This window comes from Micromonospora sp. NPDC006431, from assembly GCF_042870725.1.
Taxonomy (GTDB): Bacteria; Actinomycetota; Actinomycetes; order Mycobacteriales; family Micromonosporaceae; genus Micromonospora.
In genome coordinates this window covers 1-23,226 of record NZ_JBIAHQ010000043.1, presented here as the reverse complement: position 1 = coordinate 23,226, position 23,226 = coordinate 1, and the positions used below count along the sequence as shown (strand labels likewise).

At 71.9% G+C, this 23,226-nt stretch carries 24 protein-coding genes and 1 pseudogene; 17 read left to right on the top strand and 8 right to left on the bottom strand.

What is annotated here, in order from left to right; all coding sequences use genetic code 11:
* The first annotated feature begins 427 nt into the window (after window positions 1-427).
* The 3 genes from ACFYM6_RS34560 (at window position 428) to ACFYM6_RS34550 (ending at window position 1,765) form a co-directional block, all read left to right on the top strand.
* Window positions 428-550, top strand: coding sequence for a hypothetical protein (locus ACFYM6_RS34560; RefSeq protein WP_387281678.1), 123 nt, complete (start codon window positions 428-430; stop codon window positions 548-550).
* Between the two features lie 78 nt (window positions 551-628).
* A complete protein-coding gene (locus ACFYM6_RS34555) occupies window positions 629-1,468 on the top strand; it encodes an alpha/beta fold hydrolase (protein WP_387281677.1) in 840 nt (279 codons plus the stop codon).
* A 45-nt stretch (window positions 1,469-1,513) separates the two neighbouring features.
* Complete coding sequence (locus ACFYM6_RS34550; protein ID WP_387281676.1) at window positions 1,514-1,765, top strand: hypothetical protein; 252 nt, start codon at window positions 1,514-1,516, stop codon at window positions 1,763-1,765.
* A 40-nt stretch (window positions 1,766-1,805) separates the two neighbouring features.
* On the opposite strand, the gene ACFYM6_RS34545 is transcribed toward ACFYM6_RS34550, so the two are convergent.
* Window positions 1,806-2,465, bottom strand: coding sequence for an HNH endonuclease family protein (locus ACFYM6_RS34545; protein ID WP_387281675.1), 660 nt, complete (start codon window positions 2,463-2,465; stop codon window positions 1,806-1,808).
* Between the two features lie 320 nt (window positions 2,466-2,785).
* Here ACFYM6_RS34545 and ACFYM6_RS34540 point away from each other — a divergent pair, with 320 nt between their 5' ends.
* From ACFYM6_RS34540 to ACFYM6_RS34530, 3 genes and pseudogenes are all read left to right on the top strand, one after another.
* The gene (locus tag ACFYM6_RS34540; protein WP_198940418.1) at window positions 2,786-2,962 is read left to right on the top strand and encodes a hypothetical protein; all 177 of its coding nucleotides are present in this window, start codon (window positions 2,786-2,788) and stop codon (window positions 2,960-2,962) included.
* Between the two features lie 53 nt (window positions 2,963-3,015).
* A pseudogene (locus ACFYM6_RS34535) lies at window positions 3,016-3,429 on the top strand (neutral zinc metallopeptidase); the annotation flags it as partial.
* 113 nt (window positions 3,430-3,542) lie between these two features.
* Window positions 3,543-4,190, top strand: a complete 648-nt coding sequence (locus tag ACFYM6_RS34530) for an HAD family hydrolase (RefSeq protein WP_387281673.1) — start codon at window positions 3,543-3,545, stop codon at window positions 4,188-4,190.
* Window positions 4,191-4,240: 50 nt separating this feature from the next.
* Here ACFYM6_RS34530 and ACFYM6_RS34525 read toward each other — a convergent pair whose 3' ends face one another.
* The 5 genes from ACFYM6_RS34525 to ACFYM6_RS34505 form a co-directional block, all read right to left on the bottom strand.
* Entirely contained in the window at window positions 4,241-6,793 is a 2,553-nt protein-coding gene (locus ACFYM6_RS34525; RefSeq protein WP_387281672.1) for an ABC transporter permease, read from the bottom strand.
* Window positions 6,793-7,560 (bottom strand): ABC transporter ATP-binding protein, encoded by a 768-nt coding sequence (locus ACFYM6_RS34520; RefSeq protein WP_387281670.1) that lies wholly within the window; start codon window positions 7,558-7,560, stop codon window positions 6,793-6,795. Before ACFYM6_RS34520 ends, ACFYM6_RS34525 begins: the two co-directional genes overlap by 1 nt.
* A 270-nt stretch (window positions 7,561-7,830) precedes the next feature.
* A complete protein-coding gene (locus ACFYM6_RS34515; protein ID WP_387281669.1) occupies window positions 7,831-8,517 on the bottom strand; it encodes a response regulator in 687 nt (228 codons plus the stop codon).
* Between the two features lie 37 nt (window positions 8,518-8,554).
* Window positions 8,555-9,748 (bottom strand): sensor histidine kinase, encoded by a 1,194-nt coding sequence (locus ACFYM6_RS34510; protein ID WP_387281668.1) that lies wholly within the window; start codon window positions 9,746-9,748, stop codon window positions 8,555-8,557.
* Between the two features lie 76 nt (window positions 9,749-9,824).
* Entirely contained in the window at window positions 9,825-10,739 is a 915-nt protein-coding gene (locus ACFYM6_RS34505; RefSeq protein ID WP_387281667.1) for a RecB family exonuclease, read from the bottom strand.
* A 72-nt stretch (window positions 10,740-10,811) separates the two neighbouring features.
* On the opposite strand from ACFYM6_RS34505, the gene ACFYM6_RS34500 reads away from it, so the two are divergent.
* The 4 genes from ACFYM6_RS34500 (at window position 10,812) to ACFYM6_RS34485 (ending at window position 13,743) form a co-directional block, all read left to right on the top strand.
* Window positions 10,812-11,963: a M50 family metallopeptidase gene (locus tag ACFYM6_RS34500; RefSeq protein WP_387281682.1), complete on the top strand. Its 1,152-nt coding sequence runs from the start codon at window positions 10,812-10,814 to the stop codon at window positions 11,961-11,963.
* Entirely contained in the window at window positions 11,960-12,937 is a 978-nt protein-coding gene (locus tag ACFYM6_RS34495) for a tRNA (adenine-N1)-methyltransferase (RefSeq protein ID WP_073836753.1), read from the top strand. The genes ACFYM6_RS34500 and ACFYM6_RS34495 overlap by 4 nt, the downstream gene beginning before the upstream one ends.
* An 81-nt stretch (window positions 12,938-13,018) precedes the next feature.
* The gene (locus tag ACFYM6_RS34490) at window positions 13,019-13,174 is read left to right on the top strand and encodes a hypothetical protein (protein ID WP_387281666.1); all 156 of its coding nucleotides are present in this window, start codon (window positions 13,019-13,021) and stop codon (window positions 13,172-13,174) included.
* The gene (locus ACFYM6_RS34485) at window positions 13,171-13,743 is read left to right on the top strand and encodes a hypothetical protein (RefSeq protein WP_387281665.1); all 573 of its coding nucleotides are present in this window, start codon (window positions 13,171-13,173) and stop codon (window positions 13,741-13,743) included. Before ACFYM6_RS34490 ends, ACFYM6_RS34485 begins: the two co-directional genes overlap by 4 nt.
* A 56-nt stretch (window positions 13,744-13,799) precedes the next feature.
* On the opposite strand, the gene ACFYM6_RS34480 is transcribed toward ACFYM6_RS34485, so the two are convergent.
* Window positions 13,800-14,093, bottom strand: a complete 294-nt coding sequence (locus ACFYM6_RS34480; protein ID WP_387281664.1) for a ferredoxin — start codon at window positions 14,091-14,093, stop codon at window positions 13,800-13,802.
* Window positions 14,094-14,271: 178 nt separating this feature from the next.
* Between ACFYM6_RS34480 and arc the strand changes: the two genes are divergently transcribed.
* From arc to prcA, 6 genes are all read left to right on the top strand, one after another.
* Window positions 14,272-16,053 carry a proteasome ATPase gene (gene arc / locus ACFYM6_RS34475; RefSeq protein WP_073836755.1) on the top strand — a complete coding sequence of 594 codons (1,782 nt, stop codon included), beginning with the start codon at window positions 14,272-14,274 and terminating at the stop codon, window positions 16,051-16,053.
* Between the two features lie 257 nt (window positions 16,054-16,310).
* Window positions 16,311-17,828, top strand: a complete 1,518-nt coding sequence (gene dop / locus ACFYM6_RS34470; RefSeq protein ID WP_387281663.1) for a depupylase/deamidase Dop — start codon at window positions 16,311-16,313, stop codon at window positions 17,826-17,828.
* Between the two features lie 104 nt (window positions 17,829-17,932).
* A complete protein-coding gene (locus tag ACFYM6_RS34465) occupies window positions 17,933-18,139 on the top strand; it encodes a ubiquitin-like protein Pup (protein WP_358055299.1) in 207 nt (68 codons plus the stop codon).
* An 84-nt stretch (window positions 18,140-18,223) separates the two neighbouring features.
* Window positions 18,224-18,847 (top strand): endonuclease VII domain-containing protein, encoded by a 624-nt coding sequence (locus tag ACFYM6_RS34460; protein ID WP_387281662.1) that lies wholly within the window; start codon window positions 18,224-18,226, stop codon window positions 18,845-18,847.
* Window positions 18,766-19,605 carry a proteasome subunit beta gene (gene prcB, locus ACFYM6_RS34455; RefSeq protein ID WP_387281661.1) on the top strand — a complete coding sequence of 280 codons (840 nt, stop codon included), beginning with the start codon at window positions 18,766-18,768 and terminating at the stop codon, window positions 19,603-19,605. The genes ACFYM6_RS34460 and prcB overlap by 82 nt, the downstream gene beginning before the upstream one ends.
* A 61-nt stretch (window positions 19,606-19,666) precedes the next feature.
* Entirely contained in the window at window positions 19,667-20,500 is an 834-nt protein-coding gene (gene prcA, locus ACFYM6_RS34450; RefSeq protein ID WP_387281660.1) for a proteasome subunit alpha, read from the top strand.
* Between the two features lie 132 nt (window positions 20,501-20,632).
* Here prcA and rfbB read toward each other — a convergent pair whose 3' ends face one another.
* Window positions 20,633-21,610, bottom strand: coding sequence for a dTDP-glucose 4,6-dehydratase (gene rfbB / locus ACFYM6_RS34445; protein ID WP_387281659.1), 978 nt, complete (start codon window positions 21,608-21,610; stop codon window positions 20,633-20,635).
* A 118-nt stretch (window positions 21,611-21,728) separates the two neighbouring features.
* Here rfbB and pafA point away from each other — a divergent pair, with 118 nt between their 5' ends.
* The gene (gene pafA / locus ACFYM6_RS34440; RefSeq protein ID WP_073836760.1) at window positions 21,729-23,087 is read left to right on the top strand and encodes a Pup--protein ligase; all 1,359 of its coding nucleotides are present in this window, start codon (window positions 21,729-21,731) and stop codon (window positions 23,085-23,087) included.
* Window positions 23,088-23,226 lie beyond the last annotated feature (139 nt).

The following is a 23,226-nucleotide window of genomic DNA, read 5'->3' as shown; positions in this document are numbered from 1 at the left end:
ACTCGCAGGAACGGCCGCGACGAAGAGGAAAAGGGCGTCCCCGGCAGGGCTGTGGTAGGGCGAGCTCAGCCAGGTACCGGCGTAGAAGCCGCCAAGTAGTACGAGTGTGGCCCGCCAGGTTGCCTGCTTGTAGAGACCCGTCAGCGAGCCGACCGCGAGTCCCGCGCCGCCCAGGGCAGCGGCCATGATGAGGGCCGCCGCCGGAGCCCGTTCGATCGAGCCGCCTGCACTAGCCGTGGCGCTGCCTGCTAGCAGCCCGAGCCCGACCGCCGACCCACCCACCAACAAACGGCTGCCCAGTCGCATGGCTGGACGGTAGCAACCAGCCGGAAGTTCGCTGGGTGACTATCTGGGTGACGATCGCGGAGTACAAGGCCGGACGTCGGCGGACTGTGTGACGTACGGCTGTCGCCGCAGTGCTGTTTGTGTGGCGACCTTCGCCTTCGCCTTCGCCCGCCCGCGCGGTCGCTGGTGGCCGTTCGCGGTGGGGATCGTGGTGCTGATCGTCATGGCCTTGTGGGGCTACCGGGCGGTGCTGTACGGGGTCTGACGGGCGGGCGGTGCGCGGAGATGGGGCCGAACTGGTCGAGGTACGCCGACCGAGGCCGCGGATGGCAGGATCGTTGCTATGGAGAGCTTCACGTCCTGGGACGGCACGGAACTGGCGTACCGAGTCGTCGGCTCCGGGCCGCCGTTGGTGTGCATACCCGGTGGCCCCGGGCAGGCGGTGGAATACCTGGGCGAGCTGGGCGGGCTCACCCGCAGCCGTACCCTGATCCTGCTGGACAACCGGGGCACCGGCGCGTCGGGTGTTCCCGCCGATCCCGCCACCTATCGGGTCGACCGCCTCGTCGATGACGTGGAAGCGCTGCGCCAGCACCTGGGCCTCGACCGGATGGATCTGTTCGGGCATTCCGCCAGCGGCGGGATCTGCCTGCTCTATGCCGCCCGGCATCCCGGGCGGCTGAATCACCTGGTGCTGGTCGCCCCGTCGTTGCGGGTGGTCGGGTTGCCGTCGGACCTGGAGGTCGACCGGGTGCTCGCCGCGCGGGCGCACGAGCCGTGGCACGCCACCGCGGTGACGGCGCTGCACGCCGAGGCGACGACGCCGGAGGAGCAGCAGCGGTACCGGTGGGAGGCGGCCCCGCTGTTGTACGGCAGGTGGAGTCCCGCGGCCCAGGCGCAGGCCGCGGCCGAACCCGCCCAGTTCGCCCCGGCCGCCACGGACGGGTTCTACGCGGGGTTCGCACCCGACCCGGCGCTGCCCGCGCGGCTGGCGGAGTTCACCGCTCCCACCCTGCTCCTGGCCGGCGAGCACGACATCTGGCCGACCGCGGCCGCGGTGCGGCAGCTCGCCACGCTCTTCGGCAGCCACGAGCTGGTGGTCCAGCCGGACAGCGGCCACTTCCCGTGGGTCGACGATCCGGCGGCCTTCGCGGCGTCGGTGGAGGCGTTCCTGGCCAGATGACGGACCTGTGGCCACGCGCCGGGGCCGCACCATGGGTGGGGGCGGATGACACGGGTGGTCGGGTGGTTCGGGCTGGCCGTACACCTGGCCGTCGGGTTCTGGTACGCGGCGAGTGGCCTGGTGGTGCCGGGTTGGGCGCTCGCCGGGCTGCTGGTGGTCTGGGTGGTGCTCCTGGCGGTGGCGATCCGGCTGCTGCGTCGGCGGCCGGTGTTCGTGCCGTTGGTGCCGTTGGCGGCGGTGCTGGTCTGGCTGGCGGTGGTCTCGGCCGGTGGCGCGTGGCTCGGTTGGACCGCCTGACGGACCGGCCCGTGGGTGGGCCGGCCCGCAAGCGACGCGGTCAGTACGCGTAGGTGACCGAGATGGTGCTGTTGGGGCAGCTGTTCGCCCAGTTGGTCAGGGCGCTCTTCTCGGCGCTGTCGACGGTCAGCCGCCAGCGGATCTTCACGGCGACCCACTCGTTGATGTACCGGCAGCGGGCGGAGGCGTACGGAGGCATCCAGGTCGCCGGGTCCTGGTCGCCCTTGGCCTGGTTGACGTTGTCGGTGACGGCGGCCAGGGCGCGGGAGTCGCCGAGGTCGTTGGCGTACGCCTGGCGGCGGCTGGTGGTCCAGTTGCGGGCGCCGGAGTCCCAGGCCTCGGCGAGGGGGACCATGTGGTCGATGTCGAGGTCGCTGGTGAGGGTCCAGTATGCGTTGTCGTAGTAGGAGTACCAGCGGCCGCCGGACAGGGAACAGCCTGAGCCCTTGGTGGGCTTGGTGGTGGCCTCGGCGATGAGGACCTCGTTGCGGGTGTTGCAGCCGTTGCCGTCGGCGTCGATCCAGTGGGGGAACAGGTCGCGGTTGTAGCCGGTGCGGACCTCGGTGGCGACCGGGAGGCTGGCCACCGCGGTGGCCAGCGGCGCCGAGTAGCTGGCCGCCCAGGCGGGCTGGGTGAGGCCGAGGGTGGCGGCCACGGTCGCGACGAGGCTGATGGCTGTCGCGCGCAGGGTGCGGTTCATGATGCTCCGTCCGGAGGGGAATGACTGCCTATGTATAGACACGCATGGAAGTAACGGTCTAGATCAATTTCCGTGAACGGTGGATGAGCGACGGGCGTACCCTGCCCGCCGCGCCCATCGTGGAAGCCGCCGGGTCGACCGCGGCTCCAACCGCGCTCCACCGCCCGCGCGGAGGCTGGCCCGGCCGGCCGCCGTGCCCCGGTGTCGAACAGCCGGCCGAGGGTATGCGGACCTGGACCGCTCGGACACCTGAACAGGCCGAAAGATGCGGGCACCGGGAGGCCCTGGCGAGGATAAGGTGACGAGGGAAGGGGACAACGATGGCCGACGACACGCCAGTCAAGGTCCGGCCGGCCACGCCCACGATCGTCGGCGTGCCAGCCGACTCTCCCGAGGAACCGCCGAGCAGCCTCGACCTGTGGGCCCAGGCCCAGGTGCTGCACCGCTGTTTCGGCGACGACGACGGAGAGCCACACATCATGCGCGGCCTCGACTGAGACCGGGCCGCACCCCAGGTCGGCGGATGACCGCCGACCTGGCGGCGCGTCGTGGTGCGGCGTTGCCACGCAACAACGCGGTCTACTGCTCGGCCGGGGACTTCATCGCCTACGACGTGAACTGGTCGGTGGCGGCGTTCCGGCAGGTCGGTGACGCGTTCCTGTTCTATCTGCTCGGCCACGAGTACGCCCACGGTGTGCAGGTCCGCCTCGGCATCCGCTACAACATCCAGCAGGAGCTGCAGGCGGACTGCATGGCCGGGGCGTACATCGGCGACAATGTCCGTGCCGGGACGCTGGCCCTGGACAAGGGTGACCTGGACGAGTTCCGGGAGGGGTTGCTGGCGGTCGGCGACGACCCGGACCAGCCGTGGTTCGCGGAGGGCTCGCACGGCACCGCCGAGCAGCGCACCGACTGGTTCTTCCGCGGCTACGAGAGTTCCCTGGACGCCTGCGGGCTGGGCTGATGCCGCAGGTCACCCTCGGCGGGTTCGGCTGACGGCCGTCCGCGCCCGGTTGAGAGGATCGGGGGTACGCCCACCGGAGGAGGCCCCCGCTGATCAGCAAGCACCCCGCCGCCGTGCTCTTCGACATGGACGGCACCCTGGTCGACAGCGAGAAGCTGTGGGACGTCGCGTTGCAGGAACTCGCGGCGGTGTACGGGGGGACCCTCTCCGACACCGCCCGCAAGAGCATGGTCGGCACCAGCATGGCCGCGTCGATGCGGATCCTGCACGACGACCTCGGTCAGCCGGAGCGGGACCCGCAGGCCAGCGCCGAGTGGATCAACGGGCGGATCCTGGAGCTGTTCCGCTCCGGGCTGCAGTGGCGGCCGGGCGCGCTGGCGTTGCTGCGCGCGGTCCGCGCGGCGGGGATCCCCACCGCGCTGGTCACCTCCAGCGGCCGGCCGCTGGTCGAGGTGGCCATGGACACCCTCGGCCGGGACAGCTTCGACGCGGTGGTCTGCGGTGACGAGGTGGACTCGGTCAAGCCGCACCCCGAGCCGTACCTGACCGCCGCGCGGCTGCTCGGCGTGCCGATCGCGCGGTGCGTGGCGATCGAGGACTCCGCGACCGGGGTGGCCAGCGCGCTGGCTGCTGGGGCGGCCGTGCTGGCCGTGCCGGCGGAGGTGCCGCTGCCGCCGACCGACGGCGTACACCAGTTGGAGAGCCTGAGCGGGGCGGACCTGGAGCTGCTTGCGGCGCTGCTCGGCGAACCGCCGGTCTGATCCGGACCCGGCGGAGGGCCCCCTGCCGGGCAGGGGACCCTCCGGTGGGCTCACTCGTGGGCGATGGCGCCCAGCACGTTGATCCGGGCGGCCCGGATTGCCGGCAGGACCGCAGCGACCACCCCGATGAGCGCGGCCAGGCCGAGCATGACCCCGATCTGACCCCAGGGCAGGATCAGGTCGTTGATCCCCTCGTCCTTCAGTGCCCGGACCACGGCGGCGCCGAGGCCGCTGCCGACGACGACGCCCAGCAGGGCGCCGAACACCGAGATCACCACCGCCTCGACGGTGATCATGCGCATGGTCTGCGCTCGGCGCAGTCCGATCGCGCGCAGCAGCCCCAGCTCCCGGGTGCGTTCCAGCACGGACAGTGCCAGGGTGTTCACGATGCCGAGCACCGCGATCACGATGGCCAGCGCGAGCAGGATCTGGATCATCTGGAGCAGCCCGTCGAGCGAGCCTGTCTGCTGCTTGATGAACGCGTCCCGGTCGGCCACGGACACCTCGGGGGAGTCGGCGAGCAGCCGTTCCACCTGCGGCTGGACGTCGGCTACGCGGGTGCCCGGGGCGAGTTGCAGGTAGCCCTGGATCGGCTGTGGGATGGCGAAGTCGCGGGCCGCCTGCGGCGGCAGCACCACCGGGTTGGTGAACTGTGAGCTCTGGTAGATGCCGCTGACCGTGTAGCTGCGGGCCTCGCCGCGGGACAGCTGCACGTTCACGGTCGAGCCGACCGAGACGCCGCGGGACTTGGCGGTGTCGGAGCTGAACAGCATCTGGTCCGGGCCCAGCCGGCTGATGTCGCCGGCGGTGGCCTTCGCTCCGAAGATGCGCTCCAGTGCGGTCACGTTGCTGGACGCGGCCACCCAGGTCCGTTGGCCGTTGACCATGGCCATGTCGCCGTACTCGCCGTCGACCAGCTGCACACCGGGCAGCGCGGCCGCCTTGTCCAGCACCGCCGGGTCGAAGCTCGGCGGCCGCGGGCCGCTCTGCGACCCGGCGATCACCAGTTCGGCCTTGATGGTGTCCTTCGCCAGGGCGCTGATGCTGCCCTTCGCCGAGTCGAGGATCACCGTGACCCCGGTGACCAGGGCGATGCCGACCATCAGCGCGGCGGCGGTGATCGCCGTACGGCGGGGGTTGCGCCCGGAGTTGAGCCGCCCCAGCTTCCCCGGCACCGACCAGGCGAAGATCGCGCCCAGCAGGGAGACCACCGGGCGGCTGATCAACGGGGTCAGCAGCGCCACGCCGATGAAGGCGAAGAGCACGCCGGCAAGGATGGTGGTCAGGGTGTTGTCGCCGGCGTTGCCGCTGAGCCCGAGGAAGAGCAGCGCGGCGCCGACCGCGGTGACCAGCGCGCCGGCCACCGTGATCCGGGTCAGCGGCCGGTCGGGGGTGGCCACGTCCTGCATCGCCGCGATCGGCGGGATCCGGGACGCGCGCAGCGCCGGCAGCAGCGCCGCCACCACGGTGATCACCAGGCCGACGGCGAACGCGCCGATCACCGCCGCCGCCGGTACGCCGATCCCGGCCAGGGTGAGCCCGCCGGCCAGGTTGCCGAACGCCCACGCCAGCAGCGCGCCGATGCCGATGCCGGCGGCCAGGCCGAACACCGAGGCGATCAGGCCCACCGCGATGGCCTCCAGCACCACCGAGCCGATGATCTGCCGGCGGCTCGCCCCGACGGCCCGCATCAGGGCCAGCTCACGGGTCCGCTGCGCGACGATGATCGAGAAGGTGTTGAGGATCAGGAACGTGCCGACCAGCAGCGCCACCGCCGCGAAGCCGAGCAGGATCCGGTTGAAGAAGGACAGCGCCTCCTTGAAGCCCTGCGCGGCCTCGGTGGACAGCTGCTCGCCGGTCTTGACCACGTATCCGTCACCCACGGCGGCGGCCACCGCGTCGCGCAGCGACTCGTCGGTGACCCCGCCGGCGGCCTTGACCGTCACGCTGTTGAAGGTGTTCGGCTCGCCCAGCATCAGCCGCTGCGCCGTCGGGGTGGTGAACATGATCTCGTTGCTGCCGCCGATCGAGTCGCGGCCGCCGCTGTAACCGAAGATTCCGACGATGGTGAAGTCCTGCTTCGGCTCCAGGGGAGTGAGCACCCCGACCCGGTCGCCGAGCTTCACCTTGCCCGCGGTCGCCAGCCCCTGGTTGATGACGATCTCGTCGTCGGCGCGCGGCTCGTGCCCCTCGCGCAGTCGCAGCTGCTCGGACTCGCCGGTCCAGTTCTCGCCCAGCTGCGGCGGGCCGAACGAGGCGACCGCCTTGCCGTTGCTGCCGATCAGGCGGGCCCCGTCGGCGGCGACCACGCCGGTGGCCGTGGCCACCCCGGGCACCGCGCGGACCTTGTCCACGGCCGCCGCCGGCACCGGCGCCGCCGTCTGCTCGCCCTCCATCTCCGACACCGCGATCTTCGGCTTGGCCGCGACGTTGACGTCCACCCCCTCGTACGCGTCGGCGAAGATCGCGTCGAAGGTGCGGCCGAGGGTGTCGGTCAGCACGAACGCGCCGGAGACGAACATCACCCCCAGCACGACCGCCAGGCCGGAGAGGAACAGCCGCAGCTTCCGGGCCAGCAGGCTCTTCAGCGTCGCCCGGATCATCAGCCGTTCACCTCGGCCGGGGTGTCGAGCTTCTTCATCGTGTCCAGCACGGTGTCGGCGGTCGGCTCGATCAGCTCCGAGACGATCTGCCCGTCGGCGAGGAACACCACCCGGTCGGCGTACGCGGCGGCGGTCGGGTCGTGGGTGACCATCACGATGGTCTGGCCGTGCTCGCGGACCGAGTTGCGCAGGAAGTTCAGCACCTCGGCGCCGGAACGGGAGTCCAGGTTGCCGGTCGGCTCGTCGGCGAAGATCACCTCGGGGCGGGCGACCAGCGCCCGGGCGCACGCCACCCGCTGCTGCTGGCCGCCGGAGAGCTGCGCCGGCCGGTGCCCGAGCCGGTCCCGCAGGCCGACCGTGTCGATCACCGTCTGGTACCAGGCCGGGTCCGGCTTGCGGCCGGCGATCGACAACGGCAGCAGGATGTTCTCCTGCGCGGTGAGCGTGGGCAGCAGGTTGAACTGCTGGAAGATGAAGCCCACCTTGTCGCGGCGCAGCTTCGTCAGCCCGGCGTCGTTGAGGCCGGTGACCGTCGTGTCGCCGATCGCGACCGTGCCCCGGGTCACCGAGTCCAGGCCGGCCAGGCAGTGCATCAGCGTCGACTTGCCGGAGCCGGACGGGCCCATGATCGCGGTGAACCGGCCCCGCTCGAACTCGGCGCTCACCCCCCGCAGCGCGATGACCTGCGCCTCGCCGCTGCCGTACACCTTCCACACTTCGCTGGCCCGGGCCGCGGCCTGCGCCTGCCGGCCTACCATCGCGGTCACGTCATCTACCTCTTCCGTCTGCCTGCCGATCCGCACCGCCCCCGCTGGTCAGTGCGGCAGTTCTATCCTCGGTGCCGCCGGTGGCGGATCCGTCCGCCTCCGGGGGGAGCCGGCGCCGGAAATCCCGCTGAGGGTCGCCCCCGAGGCCGGCTCAGGGTCACCCCTGATCCGGTGGCGGCGCCGACGATAGGACCTGACGCCACGTCACGGTCAACCCTGCCGGCCGGACGATGGTCACGGTAGGTGACGGTCGCCACCCGGTCGGAACACTCAGCCGCCGGGGCGCACCAGCCCCGTCTCGTACGCCAGCACCACCGCCTGCACCCGGTCCCGCAGCCCCAGTTTGGTCAGCACGTGCCCGACGTGGGTCTTGATGGTGGTTTCGCTGACCGACAGGGCCCGGGCGATCTCCGCGTTGGATAGCCCGCGGGCCACCTGCACCAGCACCTCCCGCTCGCGCTCGGTCAGCGAGTTGAGGGCCTTGGGCGGGGTGGCCGCCGGGTCGGGCAGCATGTCGGCGAAGCGGTCCAGCAGCCGCTGCAGGATCCGGGGTGCCACCACCGCCTCCCCGGCGGCCACCGTCCGGATCGCGGTGACCAGATCCTCCGCCGGTACGTCCTTGGCCAGGAAGCCGCTCGCCCCGGCCCGCAACGCGCCGACCACGTACTCGTCCAGGTCGAAGGTGGTGAGGATGAGCACGCGCACCGGCAGCCGGGCGTCCACGATCGCCCGGGTCGCCGCCACCCCGTCCATCCGCGGCATCCGGATGTCCATCAGCACCACGTCGGGCAGCAGCCGGCGGGACAGCTCCACCGCCTCCAGCCCGTCGCCGGCCTCGGCCACGATGTCCAGGTCGTCCTCGGTGCCGAGCACCATCCGGAAGCCGGTACGCAACAGCGGCTGGTCGTCGGCGAGCAGGATCCGCACCGGTCGTGGCTGCGCCGTGCTGTCGGTCATCCGTCATCCCTCGTCGTGCCGGTCGGGCCGGGAACGGTCATGCCGGTACCGCCCCGGCGGACTCGAGCGGGATCCGCGCGTACACGCGGAAGCCGCCGCCCGGTCGCGGACCGGTCCGCAGGATCCCACCGTAGAGGGCGACCCGTTCCCGCATGCCGACCAGCCCGTGCCCGATCCGGTCGGCCGCCGGCGTCGGGCCCCGGCCGGTGTCGGTGACCTCCACCGCCAGGACGCCGTCGGCGACGGTGAGCTGGACCAGCGCGGTGGCCCGGCCGGCATGCTTGAGCGCGTTGGTCAGGGCCTCCTGCACGATCCGGTAGACGGTCAGCGCCACGCCCTCCTCCATCGGCCCCGGCGTGCCGTCGATCCGCAGCGTCACCGGCAGGCCCGCCTCCCGGACCTGCTCGACGAGGGCCTCGATGCCGGTCAGGCCCGGCTGCGGGGTCAGGTCGGCGGTCGGTTCGGCGTCGGTGCGCAGCACGTCCAGCAGCCGGCGCAGCTCGCGCAGGGTGGCCCGACCGGTCTCCTCGACCGTGGCCATCGCCTCGTCCGCAGCGTCCGGGTCCCGGCGCAGCACCCGGCGCGCCCCGGTGGCCAGCACCCCCATCACGCTGACCTGGTGGGCGACCACGTCGTGCAGCTCCCGGGCGATCCGGCGCCGCTCGTCGGCGACGGCCTGCTCGGCGAGGGACCGCTGGTTCGCCTCGGCGATCCGGGCCCGTTCGCGCAGCATCCGGGTGGACTGCCGGCGCGCCTGCACCGCCCGGCCCACCGCGTACGCCACCGACGCGGTGAGCAGGTTGTTGAGGACCAGGTACGCCGGGCCCATGTCGAGCACGCCCTTCAGCGGCGCGGCGAGGTTGGCCAGCACCACCGGCACCCACAGCAGCAGCGCGGCCAGGGTGGCCGGGCGCGGCCGCTGGTGCGCGGCCATCGTGTAGGTGAGCACGATGAAGGTCAGGCTCTGGGTGGCCGGCGCCTGCCGCAGCAGCACCGGCACGGCCAGGGTGGCCACCGCCGCGGCCACCGCCGGCCACGGCGCGACCCGGCGCAGCGCCACCGGGAACGCGCCTACCGCGCTCCAGCCCAGCGCCGTCCACAGCTGCGCGGGCCGTAGCTCGGGCGGCGCCAGCAGCAGCAACACCGTGGAGAGCAGCACCAGGGCGACCGCCGTGCCGGCGTCGACGGCCAGCGGTCGACGGTGGGCCCAGGCCCGCACCCGGTTGGTCATGCCACGACGCTATCCGCCGCCCGGCGCGCCCCCTCGTCGCCGATGCCGAACCCGGCCTCCTCCGTGAGAAGGAGGGTCACTCGTCCGCTCCGGGGGCGACCGGCCGGGACCGGGTGTCGGTCAGCGGGTCACCCGCGCCGGCGGCCGGGAACGGCGGCGGGGTCCCGCCGAAGCTGGGGCAGAGCGCTTGGTGGCTGCACCAGTCGCAGAGCCGGCTCGGCCGTGGGCGGAAATCCTGCCGCGCGGTGGCCTGCTCGATCGCCTGCCAGAGCGCCACCACCGTGCGTTCGAACCGGAGTAGCTCCTCCGCGTCCGGGGTGTAGTCGCACACCTCGGCGTCCTTGAGGTAGAGCAGCCGCAGCACGCGCGGCACCACGCCGCGGGTCCGCCACAGCACCAGGGCGTAGAACTTGAGCTGGAACAGCGCCCGCGCCTCGAACGCCTCCCGCGGTGCCCCGCCGGTCTTGTAGTCGACCACCCGCAGCGCGCCGTCGGGGGCCACGTCGAGCCGGTCCAGGTAGCCGCGGATCAGCAGCTCCTCGTCGACCACCGCGGAGATCAACGCCTCCCGCTCGGCCGGCTCCAGCCGGCGCGGGTCCTCCACCGCGAAGTAGCCCTGCAGCAGCGCCGCGGCCGAGCGGAGGAACTCCGCCGCCCCCGCCGTGTCGTCCGCGGCGAACAGCGTCGCCAGCTCCGGCTGCTCGGTGACCAGCCGGTCCCACTGCGGGGCGACCAGGTCACCGGCCGACTGCGGGGTACGCGCCGCCGCTGGCAGGTCGAACAGCCGCTCCAGCACCGCGTGCACCAGCGTGCCCCGGGCCTGCTCGACGGTGGGACGCTCGGGCAGCCGGTCGATGCTGCGGAACCGGTAGAGCAGCGGGCAGGTCTTGAAATCCGCCGCCCGCGACGGCGACAGCGACGCCCGCACCGTGGATGGCGCCACCGCCGCGGTCGGGGAGTCCTGTGTGTCGATCACCGGTTCCGCCGTCATGCCCGGAAGGTTAGGGCACCGGTGTGACAGGGCCGACGTCGCCGCACCGGTGCATGATCGCCGCCGCGTAGCATCGACCCGGTGGAGCACAGGTCCCGACCACCGCGCCGGCCCGGGCTGACCATCGGTCGGGTGTTCGGGGTGCCGCTGCGCGTGGACGCCTCGATGCTCCTGCTCACCCTGGTCGTCACCGTCCTGTACGCCAGCCTGGCCCGCCGGCAGCTCGAGGTGGGTCAGCTCGGCGGCTGGCTGGTCGGCCTGGGCTTCGTGGTCTCCCTGCTCGGTTCGGTGCTGCTGCACGAGCTCGGGCACGCCCTGACCGCCCGCCGGTACGGCATCGGTGTGCGCGGGATCACCCTGGAGCTGCTCGGCGGGTACACCGAGATGGACCGGGACGCCCCCAGCCCCCGGGTCGACCTGCTGGTCTCCCTCGCCGGCCCGGCCGTGTCCGCGGTGCTCGGCGTCGCCGCCGTGGCGGCCACCCTCGCGCTGCCCGCCGGCACCCTCGCCCACCAGCTCGCCTTCCAGTTGGCGGTCAGCAACGTGATCGTCGCGGTGTTCAACAGCCTGCCCGGGCTGCCGCTGGACGGCGGGCGGGCGCTGCGCGCCGCCGTCTGGGCGCTCACCCGGGACCGGCACCGCGGCACCGAGGTGGCCGGCTGGGTCGGTCGGGCCGTGGCCGTCGCCACCCTGGCCGTGGTCGTGCTGCTCACCCTGCGCCGGGCGATCGCGCCGCTGGCTCTGCCGCTGATGCTGCTGGTCGCCGTCACCCTGTGGCGCGGCGCCGGGCAGTCCATCCGGATGGCCCGGATCAGCCGGCGCCTGCCGCTGGTCGACCTGTCCCGGCTGGCCCGCCCGGTGCTGCCCGTGCCCAGCGGCACCCCCCTGGCGGAGGCGCAGCGCCGCCGCGCCGAGGGACCGGTTCCCGACGCGGCACTCACCGTCGTCGACTCCGCGGGCCGGCCGGTCGCCCTGGTCGACCCGGCCCGGGCCGCCGCCGTACCGCCGGAACGGCAGCCCTGGCTGGCGGTGGACGCGGTCTCCCGCGACCTGGCCTCCCTGCCCGCCCTGCCGGTGGGCGCGGACGGCGAACGCGTGATGGAGATCGTGCGGACCCACCCGGGCGCACAGTACGTGGTGACGGCAGGCGAAGATGTCGTCGGCGTTCTGCACATCGCGGATCTGGCTCAGCTCCTGGAACCCAAACGGAAGACGAACACGTGACCGCACATTCCTCCGCCGTCCCGGCCGACCCCGCCGCCGCGGCGCTGCCTCCCGTGCACCGGGGGCCGTTCCGGCCCGGTGACCGGGTGCAGCTGACCGACCCGAAGGGCCGGATGCACACCGTGACGCTGGAGCCCGGCAAGGAGTTCCACACCCACCGGGGGATCCTCAAGCACGACACGCTGATCGGCCTGCCCGACGGCAGTGTGGTCACCACCGCGGGCGGCGGCACGGCGTTCCTGGCCCTGCGGCCGCTGCTGTCGGACTACGTGCTGTCCATGCCGCGCGGCGCCCAGGTGATCTACCCGAAGGACGCGGCGCAGATCGTCATGATGGGCGACATCTTCCCCGGTGCGAAGGTCCTCGAGGCCGGCGCCGGCTCCGGCGCGCTGTCCTGCTCGCTGCTGCGCGCGGTCGGTACCGAGGGCGAGCTGCACTCGTTCGAGCTGCGGGAGGATTTCGCCAAGATCGCCGAGCGGAACGTCGAGGCGTTCTTCAACGGCCCGCACCCGGCCTGGCGGCTGCACGTCGGCGACGTCGCCGAGTGCCCGGAGACCGGCTTCGACCGGATCATCCTGGACATGCTCACCCCGTGGGAGATGCTCGACATGGTCGAGCGGGCACTCGTCCCCGGCGGCGTCCTCATCGGGTACGTGGCCACCACCCCGCAGCTGTCCGAGCTGGTCGAGGCGCTGCGCGAGCGTGGCGGCTGGACCGAGCCGCGCGCCTGGGAGTCCCTGGTGCGGGACTGGCACGCCGAAGGGCTGGCCGTGCGCCCCGACCACCGCATGATCGCGCACACCGCGTTCCTGGTCTCCGCGCGCAAGCTCGCCCCCGGGGTCACCGCCCCGCCGCGGCGCCGCAAGCCAAGCAAGGGCACCGAGGCGTACGTCCAGCGCCGGCAGGCCCTGCGCGAGGCGGAGGCGGCCCGGCAGGCGGCGGCCGGGCCGGAGCAGGAGCCGGGCGAGGCGTGACCCCCCGGCGGCACGGACGGGCATGAGCGAGCGGATCATGTGTCCCGGCGGGGACGACACCGAACGGGCGGAGACGGTGGCATGAGCGAGCGAACGGCGTGCGGCGGACGCCGGGCCCGTCCGGGCGGGCGGGACCGGCGGCGGCGCGGCAGCGGGACGAGTGAGCGCAGCGAGCGGACCGTCGGGCTCGGCGCGGCCGACTCTCCCGTCGCCAGCCGGAGGGAGGCGGCGGCATGAGCACCCCCGGCTACGGCAACGGCGACCTGCCCGCCGTCTTTCCCGACTGGTCGCCCTACGCCGATCTGGAGTCGGCCACGCGGGCGTACCTGCGCGATCCCGACATCGCCCTGGAGGCCCTCGGCGGGGTGCTGCGCGGTGCCTCCGTGCTCGGCTTCACCCTGGAACGCTTCGTCAACGAGGTCAACGGGGTGTGGCAGGAGGTGGTCGTCTGTGACGGCAGCCGCCTGGTCCTCTGGCACGGCGAGGACGTGCCGCCCGGCGAGGGGCCGCCCGGGTCGATGACCTCCTCGCTGCGGGTGGTGCCGGTCTCCACGATCACCGAGGTGGGCTGCCGGCGGCGGCTCACCCGCACCGACAACGGCGCGATCCGGGTCGACAGCATCGACGTCTACCTGCTGCTCAGCTCGCTAGACGAGGCGCCGCCCGGCGACGAGATCACCGGCGCGCCCCGGCACGACGCGCTACGGTTCGGCAAGACCCTCGACGACGGCGGCGCCGGGCAGATCGCCCGGCTGGAGGAGTTCGCCCGGATGGTCGCCTCGGTCGTCGGCCGCCCCCTGCTGTAGAGACGGCGGCGGGCCGGGGACGTCCGTCCCCGGCCCGCACCGCCCCGAACCGGGGGTCAGTCCTCGGCGTCCGGCCCGGCCACCTCGACACCGTCGCCGGCGCGCACCACGTGGATGCACTCGCCCGGGCATTCCTTCGCCGAGTCGATCACCTCGAGGCGCAGGTGCTCCGGCACGTCCACCCGGGCCCCCGGGGCCAGCTGCAGCTCGCCGTCGGAGCCCTTGACGTACGCCAGGCCGTCCAGGTCGAACTCGAAGACCTCGGGCGCGTACTGCACGCACAGCCCGTCGCCCGTGCAGAGATCCTGGTCCACCCAGACCTGAAGCTGGTCCGTCGCGACCTCTGCCACCGGTGCACCCCCCATGTTCTCCCGTACCACGCCCCGACGGTACCCGAACGGCCGTACCCGCCCGGCGACCAGCCCTTGGCGATCAAGCTTCGGTGACGGGCGCGTTGCGGAGGACCGAATCGGGCTCACAGCGGCTAGTGTTAGCTCAGAACGTTCGAGCCCCCCGGGGAGGTGGGACGTGGCACGCAGCGACGACGCGGACTCGCGCGCCGCACGGTGGGAGAAGGAGGCCCACGATCTCTCCACGCAGGTCGCGTTCCTGCAAGAGGAACTCGCCCTGGTGCGGCGCAAGTTGACCGAAAGCCCCCGACACGTCCGGCAGCTCGAGGAGCGGCTGGCGGCCACCCAGGCCCAGTTGGCGCGGCTAACCGAGAACAACGAGCGGCTCGTGAGCACCCTCAAGGAGGCTCGCGCGCAGATCGTGACGCTCAAGGAGGAGATCGACCGCCTCGCACAGCCCCCGAGTGGCTACGGCGTCTTCCTGGCCAAGCACGACGACGGCACGGTGGACGTCTTCACCGGCGGGCGCAAGCTTCGGGTTGCCGTCTCGCCCTCGCTGGACGTCGACGAGCTGCGTCGCGGCCAGGAGGTCCTGCTCAACGACGCGCTCAACATCGTGGACGCGTTCGGCTACGAGCGGGTCGGCGAGGTGGTGATGCTCAAGGAGGTGCTCGCCGGGCCCGACGGCGCTCCCGGTGACCGGGCGCTGGTGGTCTCCCACTCCGACGAGGAGCGGATCGTGCACCTCGCGGAGACCCTGATCGGCACCTCGATAAGGGCCGGCGACTCGCTGATGATCGAGCCCCGCTCGGCGTACGCCTATGAGCGGATCCCGAAGAGCGAGGTCGAGGAGCTCGTCCTGGAGGAGGTGCCCGACGTCGGCTACGAGGACATCGGTGGCCTCCAGGCGCAGATCGAGCAGATCCGCGACGCTGTGGAACTGCCGTTCCTGCACTCCGACCTGTTCCGCGAGCACCAGCTCCGGCCGCCGAAGGGCATCCTGCTCTACGGCCCGCCCGGCTGCGGCAAGACCCTGATCGCCAAGGCGGTGGCCAACTCGCTGGCCAAGAAGATCGCCGAGCGGCGCGGCGAGGAGAAGCACACCAGCTTCTTCCTCAACATCAAGGGTCCCGAACTGCTCAACAAGTACGTCGGCGAGACCGAGCGGCACATCCGGTTGATCTTCCAGCGGGCGCGGGAGAAGGCCGGCGAGGGCACCCCGGTGATCGTGTTCTTCGACGAGATGGACTCCGTGTTCCGCACCCGCGGTTCCGGCGTCTCCTCCGACGTGGAGAACACCATCGTCCCGCAGTTGCTCAGCGAGATCGACGGCGTGGAGGGCCTGGAGAACGTCATCGTCATCGGCGCCTCCAACCGGGAAGACATGATCGACCCGGCGATCCTGCGTCCCGGCCGGCTCGACGTGAAGATCAAGATCGAGCGGCCGGACGCCGAGGCGGCCAAGGACATCTTCTCCAAGTACATCCTGGCGGGTCTGCCGCTGCACGCGGACGACCTGGCCGAGCACGGTGGCGACCCGCAGGCCACCGTCGCCGCGATGATCGACGCGGTGGTGCTGCGGATGTACTCGGAGACCGAGGAGAACCGGTTCCTCGAGGTCACCTACGCCAACGGCGACAAGGAAGTCCTCTACTTCAAGGACTTCAACTCCGGCGCGATGATCCAGAACATTGTCGACCGGGGCAAGAAGATGGCCATCAAGGAGTTCCTCACCTCCGGGCGCAAGGGGCTGCGGCTGCAGCACCTGCTCGACGCCTGCGTCGACGAGTTCCGCGAGAACGAGGACCTGCCCAACACGACCAACCCGGACGACTGGGCGCGCATCTCCGGCAAGAAGGGCGAGCGGATCGTCTACATCCGCACGCTCGTCTCCGGCGGCAAGGGCGCCGAGGCCGGCAGGTCGATAGAGACCGCCAGCAACACCGGCCAGTACCTGTAGTCCGACGCACGACCGGAGGCCCGTGGCGCCCGCGCCGCGGGCCTCCGCGCGTCCGCGTCCGGCCCCGCCGTGAGCGAGCGCAGCGAGCGAACCATCATGCTCAGCGCCGTGATGCCGCACGCCGGCGCCGACCGCAGGGAGGCGGTGGCGCGAGCCGCCACACCGTACGCCCCGGGCCGCCACGCCCCCTTCCTGCGTGACGACGACTACGCTCGACGTGACGGGGGACCGGGACGGCGAGCGGAGCGGGTAGGTCGATGAGCGTAAGACGGATCATGGGCACCGAGGTCGAGTACGGCATCTCCGTGCCCGGCCAGGCCGGGGCCAACCCGATGGTCACCTCCTCGCAGGTGGTCAACGCCTACGGGGCGCGCCCGGAACTCAACCGGGGTGGCCGGGCCCGCTGGGACTACGAGGAGGAGTCGCCGCTGCGCGACGCCCGCGGCTTCACCTACTCCGGCGCTGCGTACGACCCGGCTGAGGCGCTCGCCGACGAGGACCTGGGGCTGGCCAACGTCATACTCACCAACGGGGCCCGGCTGTACGTCGACCACGCCCACCCGGAGTACTCCACCCCCGAGGTGACCAACCCCCTGGACCTGGTCCGCTGGGACAAGGCGGGAGAGCGGGTGATGGCCGAGGCGGCCCGGCGGGCCGCCACCATCCCGGGCACCCACCCGATCCACCTCTACAAGAACAACACCGACAACAAGGGCGCCAGCTACGGCGCCCACGAGAACTACCTGATGCGGCGGCAGACCCCGTTCGCCGACATCGTGGCGTACCTGACGCCGTTCTTCGTCACCCGTCAGGTGGTCTGCGGCGCCGGCCGGGTCGGCATCGGCCAGGACGGCGGCCAGAGCGGCTTCCAGATCTCCCAGCGGGCAGACTTCTTCGAGGTCGAGGTGGGGCTGGAGACCACCCTCAAGCGGCCGATCATCAACACCCGCGACGAGCCGCACGCGGACGCCGACAAGTACCGCCGGCTCCACGTCATCATCGGCGACGCCAACCTGTCGGAGATCTCCACGTACCTCAAGGTCGGCGCCACCGCGCTGATCCTCACCATGATCGAGGCGAAGGCGCTCGGCCCCGACCTCGGCATCGCCGACCCGGTCAGTGAGCTGCGCGCGGTCAGCCACGACCCGTCGCTCAAGCACCTCATGCGGATGCGCGACGGCCGCAGGCTGACCGCCCTGGACGTCCAGTGGGCGTACCTGGAGCGGGTCCGGTCCTTCGTGGACGACCGGTACGGCACCGACGTCGACGAGCAGACCGCCGACGTGCTCGACCGCTGGGAGAGTGTGCTCGACCGACTCGGCCGCGATGCCTTCCTCTGCGCCGACGAGCTGGACTGGGTGGCCAAGCTGCGGCTGCTGGAGGGCTACCGGGAGCGGGAGAAGCTCGGTTGGGGCGCGCACAAGCTCCAGCTGGTCGACCTCCAGTACTCCGACGTCCGGCCGGAGAAGGGGCTCTACCACCGGCTGGTGACCCGCGGCGCGATGCGGACGCTGCTCAGCGACGAGCAGAGCCGCACCGCGATGACCGAACCGCCGGAGGACACCCGGGCCTACTTCCGCGGCCGCTGCCTGGCCCAGTACGCCTCCGAGGTGGTCGCCGCGAGCTGGGACTCGGTCATCTTCGACGTGGGCCGGGAGTCGCTGGTCCGGGTGCCGATGATGGAACCCGAGCGGGGCACCCGCAAGCACGTCGGGCAGCTCTTCGACCGGTGCGAGAGCGCCAAGGACCTGCTGGAGACGCTGACCGGCGGCTGAGCCGGATGCCGGAAAGCCCGTCCCGCGCTGGAACCCGGCGCGCGACGGGCTTTTCGTCGTCTGCGCGAGGTAAGTTGATCGCAGGGATCGTGGAGGAGGCAACGATGGCGACCCAAGAAGGCGGCCAGACCCAGCACGGCAAGTCGCACGAGGAGGTCGAGGAGGCCACCGCGCAGGCCAACCCCGAGGTTGCCGAGCGGCACGCCGAGATCACCGAGGACGTCGACGACCTGCTCGACGAGATCGACTCCGTCCTGGAGGAGAACGCAGAAGAGTTCGTGAGGGGATACGTACAAAAAGGCGGTCAGTGATCATACCGGGGCGAAACGGACATGCCGCTTCCCTTGGATGATCGAGACGGCCGGCGCCGTTGCCGCGACTGCGGGGAATGGAAGATGCTCGATGAATTCTGCGCGAGCAGCAAACGTCCCAGCGGTCGCGGCAGCTATTGCAAGCCCTGCTTCAACGAGCGGTCGAAGGCCAGTTACGCCAAGCGAGTGAGCGAGAGGTACGGCCGAGAGGTGAAGCCTGCCCGGGAACTCCCGGACGGCCACCGCTTCTGCGCCGACTGTGGAACCGTCAAGCCCGTGGCTGACTTTCCGCGCAATCGCTCCGACAGCACGGGTTACGCCACGTACTGCAAGCCCTGTCACAACACACGTACCAGCGAGACCAAGCAGCGGCTCTACGGCGGCAATCGCGAGTACCACCTGCGCCAGCGTTACGGGGTAGGGCAGAAGGAGTTCGACGAGCTCCTGGCCGAGCAAGGTGGTACGTGCGCGATCTGTGGCGCGGCGGACCCGCAACATCTGGACCACGATCATCGCACCGGATGGGTGCGCGGGATACTCTGCTTCAACTGCAACGGTGGTCTTGGCCAGTTCCGTGACAGTCCCGTGCGGCTGGCCAGGGCGATCACGTACCTGAGAGGAACCACGTGGCAGCGGGTTTTGATCCATCCGGGCGTCTACCAGATGTGTTCACCAACGCGGGGACGTCCTCCTTCACAGCGTTCCTGAGCAAGGTGGCCCCCGAGATGCTGCCCGGCCGGCGGCCGCTGCCGCCCGGCATGGCCGCCGACATGGCGCCGCACGCGACGACCATCGTGGCCATCTCGGCCGCCGGTGGCGTGGTGATGGCCGGCGACCGGCGCGCCACGATGGGCAACCTGATCGCCCAGCGGGACATCGAGAAGGTGCACCCGGCCGACGCGTACTCGCTGGTCGGCATCGCGGGCACCGCGGGCATCGGCATCGAGCTGATGCGACTGTTCCAGGTGGAACTCGAGCACTACGAGAAGATCGAGGGCGCCATGCTCTCGCTCGACGGCAAGGCCAACCGGCTGGCCGCGATGATCCGCGGCAACCTGGGCGCGGCGATGCAGGGCCTCGCGGTCATTCCGCTGTTCGCCGGGTTCGACCTGGCGGCCAGCGACCCGGCCCGGGCCGGCCGGATCTTCAGCTTCGACGTGACCGGCGGCCCGTACGAGGAGACCGGCTACGACGCGATCGGGTCCGGCTCGCTGTTCGCCAAGTCGGCGTTGAAGAAGCGGTTCCGGGCGGGCCTGTCGATCGACGACGCGGTGCGGCTCGCCGTCGAGGCGCTCTACGACGCGGCCGACGACGACACCGCGACCGGTGGCCCGGACCTGACCCGCCGGATCTACCCGGTGGTGATGACCGCGACGGCGGAGGGCACGCACCGGCTCACCGAGGCCGAGACGGCGGCGACCGCGGAGAGCGTCGTGGCCGGCCGGATGGAGAACCCGGGCGGCTGACCCCGCTCCCACCTCACCCGTCAGCAGTCCGCAACACAGCGCCCGAAGGAGAACCGCCGCCGTGGCCATGCAGTTCTACGCCTCGCCCGAGCAGATCATGCGCGACCGCTCCGAGTTGGCCCGCAAGGGCATCGCCCGGGGCCGGAGCGCGGTGGTCCTGAGCTACGAGGGCGGGGTGCTCTTCGTCGCGGAGAACCTGTCCAGCACCCTGCACAAGGTCAGCGAGATCTACGACCGGATCGGTTTCGCGGCGGTGGGCCGCTACAACGAGTTCGAGAACCTGCGCCGGGCCGGGGTGCGGATGGCCGATCTGAACGGCCTGAGCTACGACCGGCGGGACGTCACCGGCCTGGCGCTGGCCAACGCGTACGCGCAGACGCTGGGTGCCATCTTCACCGAGCAGTCGAAGCCGTTCGAGGTGGAGGTCTGCGTGGCGGAGGTGGGCGCCACGCCGGACGACGATTCGCTCTACCGGGTGACGTACGACGGTTCGGTCAACGACGAGCCGGGCCGGATGGCGATGGGTGGCCAGGCCGAGTCGATCACCGGGGTGCTGAAGAACGAGCACCGGCCGGAGATGTCGCTGTCCGAGGCGATCCGGGCCGCGGTGAAGGCGCTCGGCAGCGTCGGCGGGGAGGGCGGGACGGCCCGTGCCATCGCCGCGAACCAGATGGAGGTGGCGGTGCTGGACCGCCGCCGGGTGGGGCGGACGTTCCGGCGGGTGACCGGGGCGGCGTTGACCGCGCTGCTGGAGGGGGACGCGAGCGCGGACACCGCGCCGGCGCCGGGGCGGGCGCAGACCCCGACTTCGCCCACCGAGGAGGCGAAGAAGCCGACCACGTCGGCTGGTTCGGCGGACCTGGAGGGCCAGCAGGGCGAGCAGTCGGGCGACTGACGGTCGGGCCCGGCGCGCGCCCTGTGCGGCGCGGCATGCCGCCCGTGGCGGGCCGGGCCGGCAGACGTCGCGCGGCGAGGCGGCGGCGGATCCCGGGGGACGTGCCGGGCTTGGCCGTAGCGGCCCGGCGGGTCAGCGGTGCGGCTGGAGCGGCTGCCACCAGGCGCGGTTGGTCCGGTACCAGTCGACCGTCTCGGCGAGCCCGCCGTCCAGGTCGACGGTGGGCACCCAGCCGAGTTCGCGGCGGGTGGTGGTGCAGTCCAGCGAGTAGCGGCGGTCGTGGCCCCGACGGTCGGCGACCGGCCGGACGCGGTCCCAGCCGGCGCCGCAGGCGGCGAGGAGGCGGCCGGTGAGTTCCCGGTTGGTCAGTTCGGTGCCGCTGCCGAGGTGGTAGACGCCGCCGACCCGGCCGTGGAGCTGGGCCAGCGCGATGCCGTGGCAGTGGTCGTCGACGTGCAGCCAGTCGCGGACGTTGCCGCCGTCGCCGTACAGCGGCACGTCGTGCCCGTCGAGCAGGTTGGTGACGAACAGCGGCACGATCTTTTCGGGGTACTGGTACGGGCCGTAGGTGTTGGCGCCGCGGGTGATGACGACGTCGAGGCCGTGGGTGCGGTGGTAGGCGAGGGCGAGCAGGTCGGCGCCGGCCTTGCTGGCCGAGTAGGGGGAACTGGGCCGCAGCGGCGTCTGCTCGGTCCAGGAGCCGGTGTCGATGGACCCGTACACCTCGTCGGTGGAGACCTGCACGAACCGGCCGACCCCGTGGCGCAGGGCGGCGTCGAGCAGGATCTGAGTGCCGACCACGTTGGTGGTGACGAACGGGGCGGCGTCGGTGATGGAGCGGTCGACGTGGGATTCGGCGGCGAGGTGCACGACGACGTCGTGACCGGGGACGGTGGCGTCGACGAGGGCGGCGTCGCGGATGTCGCCGCGGACGACCCGCAGCCGGGGGTCGGCGCGCACCGGGTCGAGCGCGGCGTCGGTGGCGGCGTAGGTCCAGGCGTCGAGCACGGTGAGGGCGTCCACCGGCAGGTCCGGCTCGGCGCCGGTGAGCAGCCGCCGGACGTACGCCGATCCGATGAAGCCGGCGCCGCCGGTGACGAGGATTCTCACGGCTGGGACCGTACCCGGCGGTGGGATGCGCGGACGCGGGGAATGCCCGGCCCGGTGCGGATGAGACCACTGGGTTGAGCGCTGCCCATCTGAGGCCCCGGGCGGCTAATGTCACATCATGGAGCGGCGAATCTTCGGCCTCGAGACCGAGTACGGCGTCACCTGCACCTATCGCGGGCAGCGCCGGCTGTCCCCCGACGAGGTCGCGCGATACCTGTTCCGGCGGGTGGTGTCGTGGGGCCGATCGAGCAACGTGTTTCTGCGCAACGGGGCCCGGCTCTACCTGGACGTGGGCTCGCACCCGGAGTACGCGACGCCGGAATGCGACTCGGTGACCGATCTGGTGGCCCACGACCGGGCGGGGGAGCGGATCCTGGAGGGGCTGCTCGTCGACGCGGAGAAGCGGCTGCACGACGAGGGCATCGCGGGTGAGATCTACCTGTTCAAGAACAACACCGACTCGGCCGGCAACTCGTACGGCTGCCACGAGAACTATCTGGTGTCCCGGCACGGCGAGTTCGGCCGGCTCGCCGACGTGCTGATCCCGTTCCTGGTCACCCGGCAGTTGATCTGCGGCGCGGGGAAGGTGCTGCAGACGCCACGCGGGGCGGTCTACTGCCTGTCGCAGCGGGCCGAGCACATCTGGGAGGGCGTCTCCTCGGCGACCACCCGGAGCCGGCCGATCATCAACACCCGGGACGAGCCGCACGCGGACGCGGAGCGGTACCGGCGTCTGCACGTGATCGTCGGCGACTCGAACATGAACGAGGTGACCACGCTGCTGAAGGTGGGCACCGCGGACATCGTGCTGCGGATGATCGAGGCCGGGGTGGTGATGCGGGACCTGACGCTGGAGAACCCGATCCGGGCGATCCGCGAGGTGTCGCACGATATCACCGGCCGGCGCAAGGTGCGCCTGGCCTCCGGCAAGGAGGTCTCCGCGCTGGAGATCCAGCAGGAATACCTGGCGAAGGCGACGGAGTTCGTGGAGCGCCGGGGCGGGGACCAGACCGCGAAGCGGGTGGTGGATCTCTGGGCGCGGGTGCTGCGGGCGGTGGAGACCGGGGACCTGGACCCGGTGGCCCGGGAGATCGACTGGGTGACGAAGCTGCGCCTGATCGAGCGGTATCAGCGCAAGCACGACCTGCCGCTGTCGCACCCGCGGGTGGCGCAGATGGATCTGGCGTATCACGACCTGCGGCGTGGGCGGGGCCTGTACGGGCTGCTGGAGCGGCGCGGCGAGGTGGACCGGGTGGCCACCGACCCGGAGATCTTCGAGGCGAAGGAGACGCCGCCGCAGACCACCCGGGCGCGGCTGCGGGGTGAGTTCATCCGGCACGCGCAGGAGAAGCGGCGGGACTTCACCGTCGACTGGGTGCACCTGAAGCTGAACGACCAGGCGCAGCGGACGGTGCTGTGCAAGGACCCGTTCCGGGCGTACGACGAGCGGGTGGAGCGGCTGATCGCGAGCATGTGAGGCGGCGGGCCGGGGCCGGGGGCCCCGCCCCCCCCCCCCCCGGGCCCGCCCCCCCCCCTTTTAACATCACAAACCACCCGCCGCCGCCCGGGGCCCCCGAAGCGACAAAGGATCGCCCCCGGCCCGGGGCAAAAAACCC

Bases quoted from the DNA above. Each gene is read 5' to 3' on its own strand.
- ACFYM6_RS34465 (WP_358055299.1), top strand. From the start codon at position 17,933: ATGGCGACCCAAGAAGGCGGCCAGACCCAGCACGGCAAGTCGCACGAG.
- ACFYM6_RS34525 (WP_387281672.1), bottom strand. From the start codon at position 6,793: ATGATCCGGGCGACGCTGAAGAGCCTGCTGGCCCGGAAGCTGCGGCTG.
- ACFYM6_RS34505 (WP_387281667.1), bottom strand. From the start codon at position 10,739: ATGACGGCGGAACCGGTGATCGACACACAGGACTCCCCGACCGCGGCG.
- ACFYM6_RS34515 (WP_387281669.1), bottom strand. From the start codon at position 8,517: ATGACCGACAGCACGGCGCAGCCACGACCGGTGCGGATCCTGCTCGCC.
- ACFYM6_RS34490 (WP_387281666.1), top strand. From the start codon at position 13,019: ATGAGCGAGCGAACGGCGTGCGGCGGACGCCGGGCCCGTCCGGGCGGG.
- ACFYM6_RS34555 (WP_387281677.1), top strand. From the start codon at position 629: ATGGAGAGCTTCACGTCCTGGGACGGCACGGAACTGGCGTACCGAGTC.
- ACFYM6_RS34545 (WP_387281675.1), bottom strand. From the start codon at position 2,465: ATGAACCGCACCCTGCGCGCGACAGCCATCAGCCTCGTCGCGACCGTG.
- dop (WP_387281663.1), top strand. From the start codon at position 16,311: ATGAGCGTAAGACGGATCATGGGCACCGAGGTCGAGTACGGCATCTCC.
- pafA (WP_073836760.1), top strand. From the start codon at position 21,729: ATGGAGCGGCGAATCTTCGGCCTCGAGACCGAGTACGGCGTCACCTGC.
- ACFYM6_RS34510 (WP_387281668.1), bottom strand. From the start codon at position 9,748: ATGACCAACCGGGTGCGGGCCTGGGCCCACCGTCGACCGCTGGCCGTC.
- ACFYM6_RS34550 (WP_387281676.1), top strand. From the start codon at position 1,514: ATGACACGGGTGGTCGGGTGGTTCGGGCTGGCCGTACACCTGGCCGTC.
- ACFYM6_RS34460 (WP_387281662.1), top strand. From the start codon at position 18,224: ATGCTCGATGAATTCTGCGCGAGCAGCAAACGTCCCAGCGGTCGCGGC.
- ACFYM6_RS34540 (WP_198940418.1), top strand. From the start codon at position 2,786: ATGGCCGACGACACGCCAGTCAAGGTCCGGCCGGCCACGCCCACGATC.
- ACFYM6_RS34485 (WP_387281665.1), top strand. From the start codon at position 13,171: ATGAGCACCCCCGGCTACGGCAACGGCGACCTGCCCGCCGTCTTTCCC.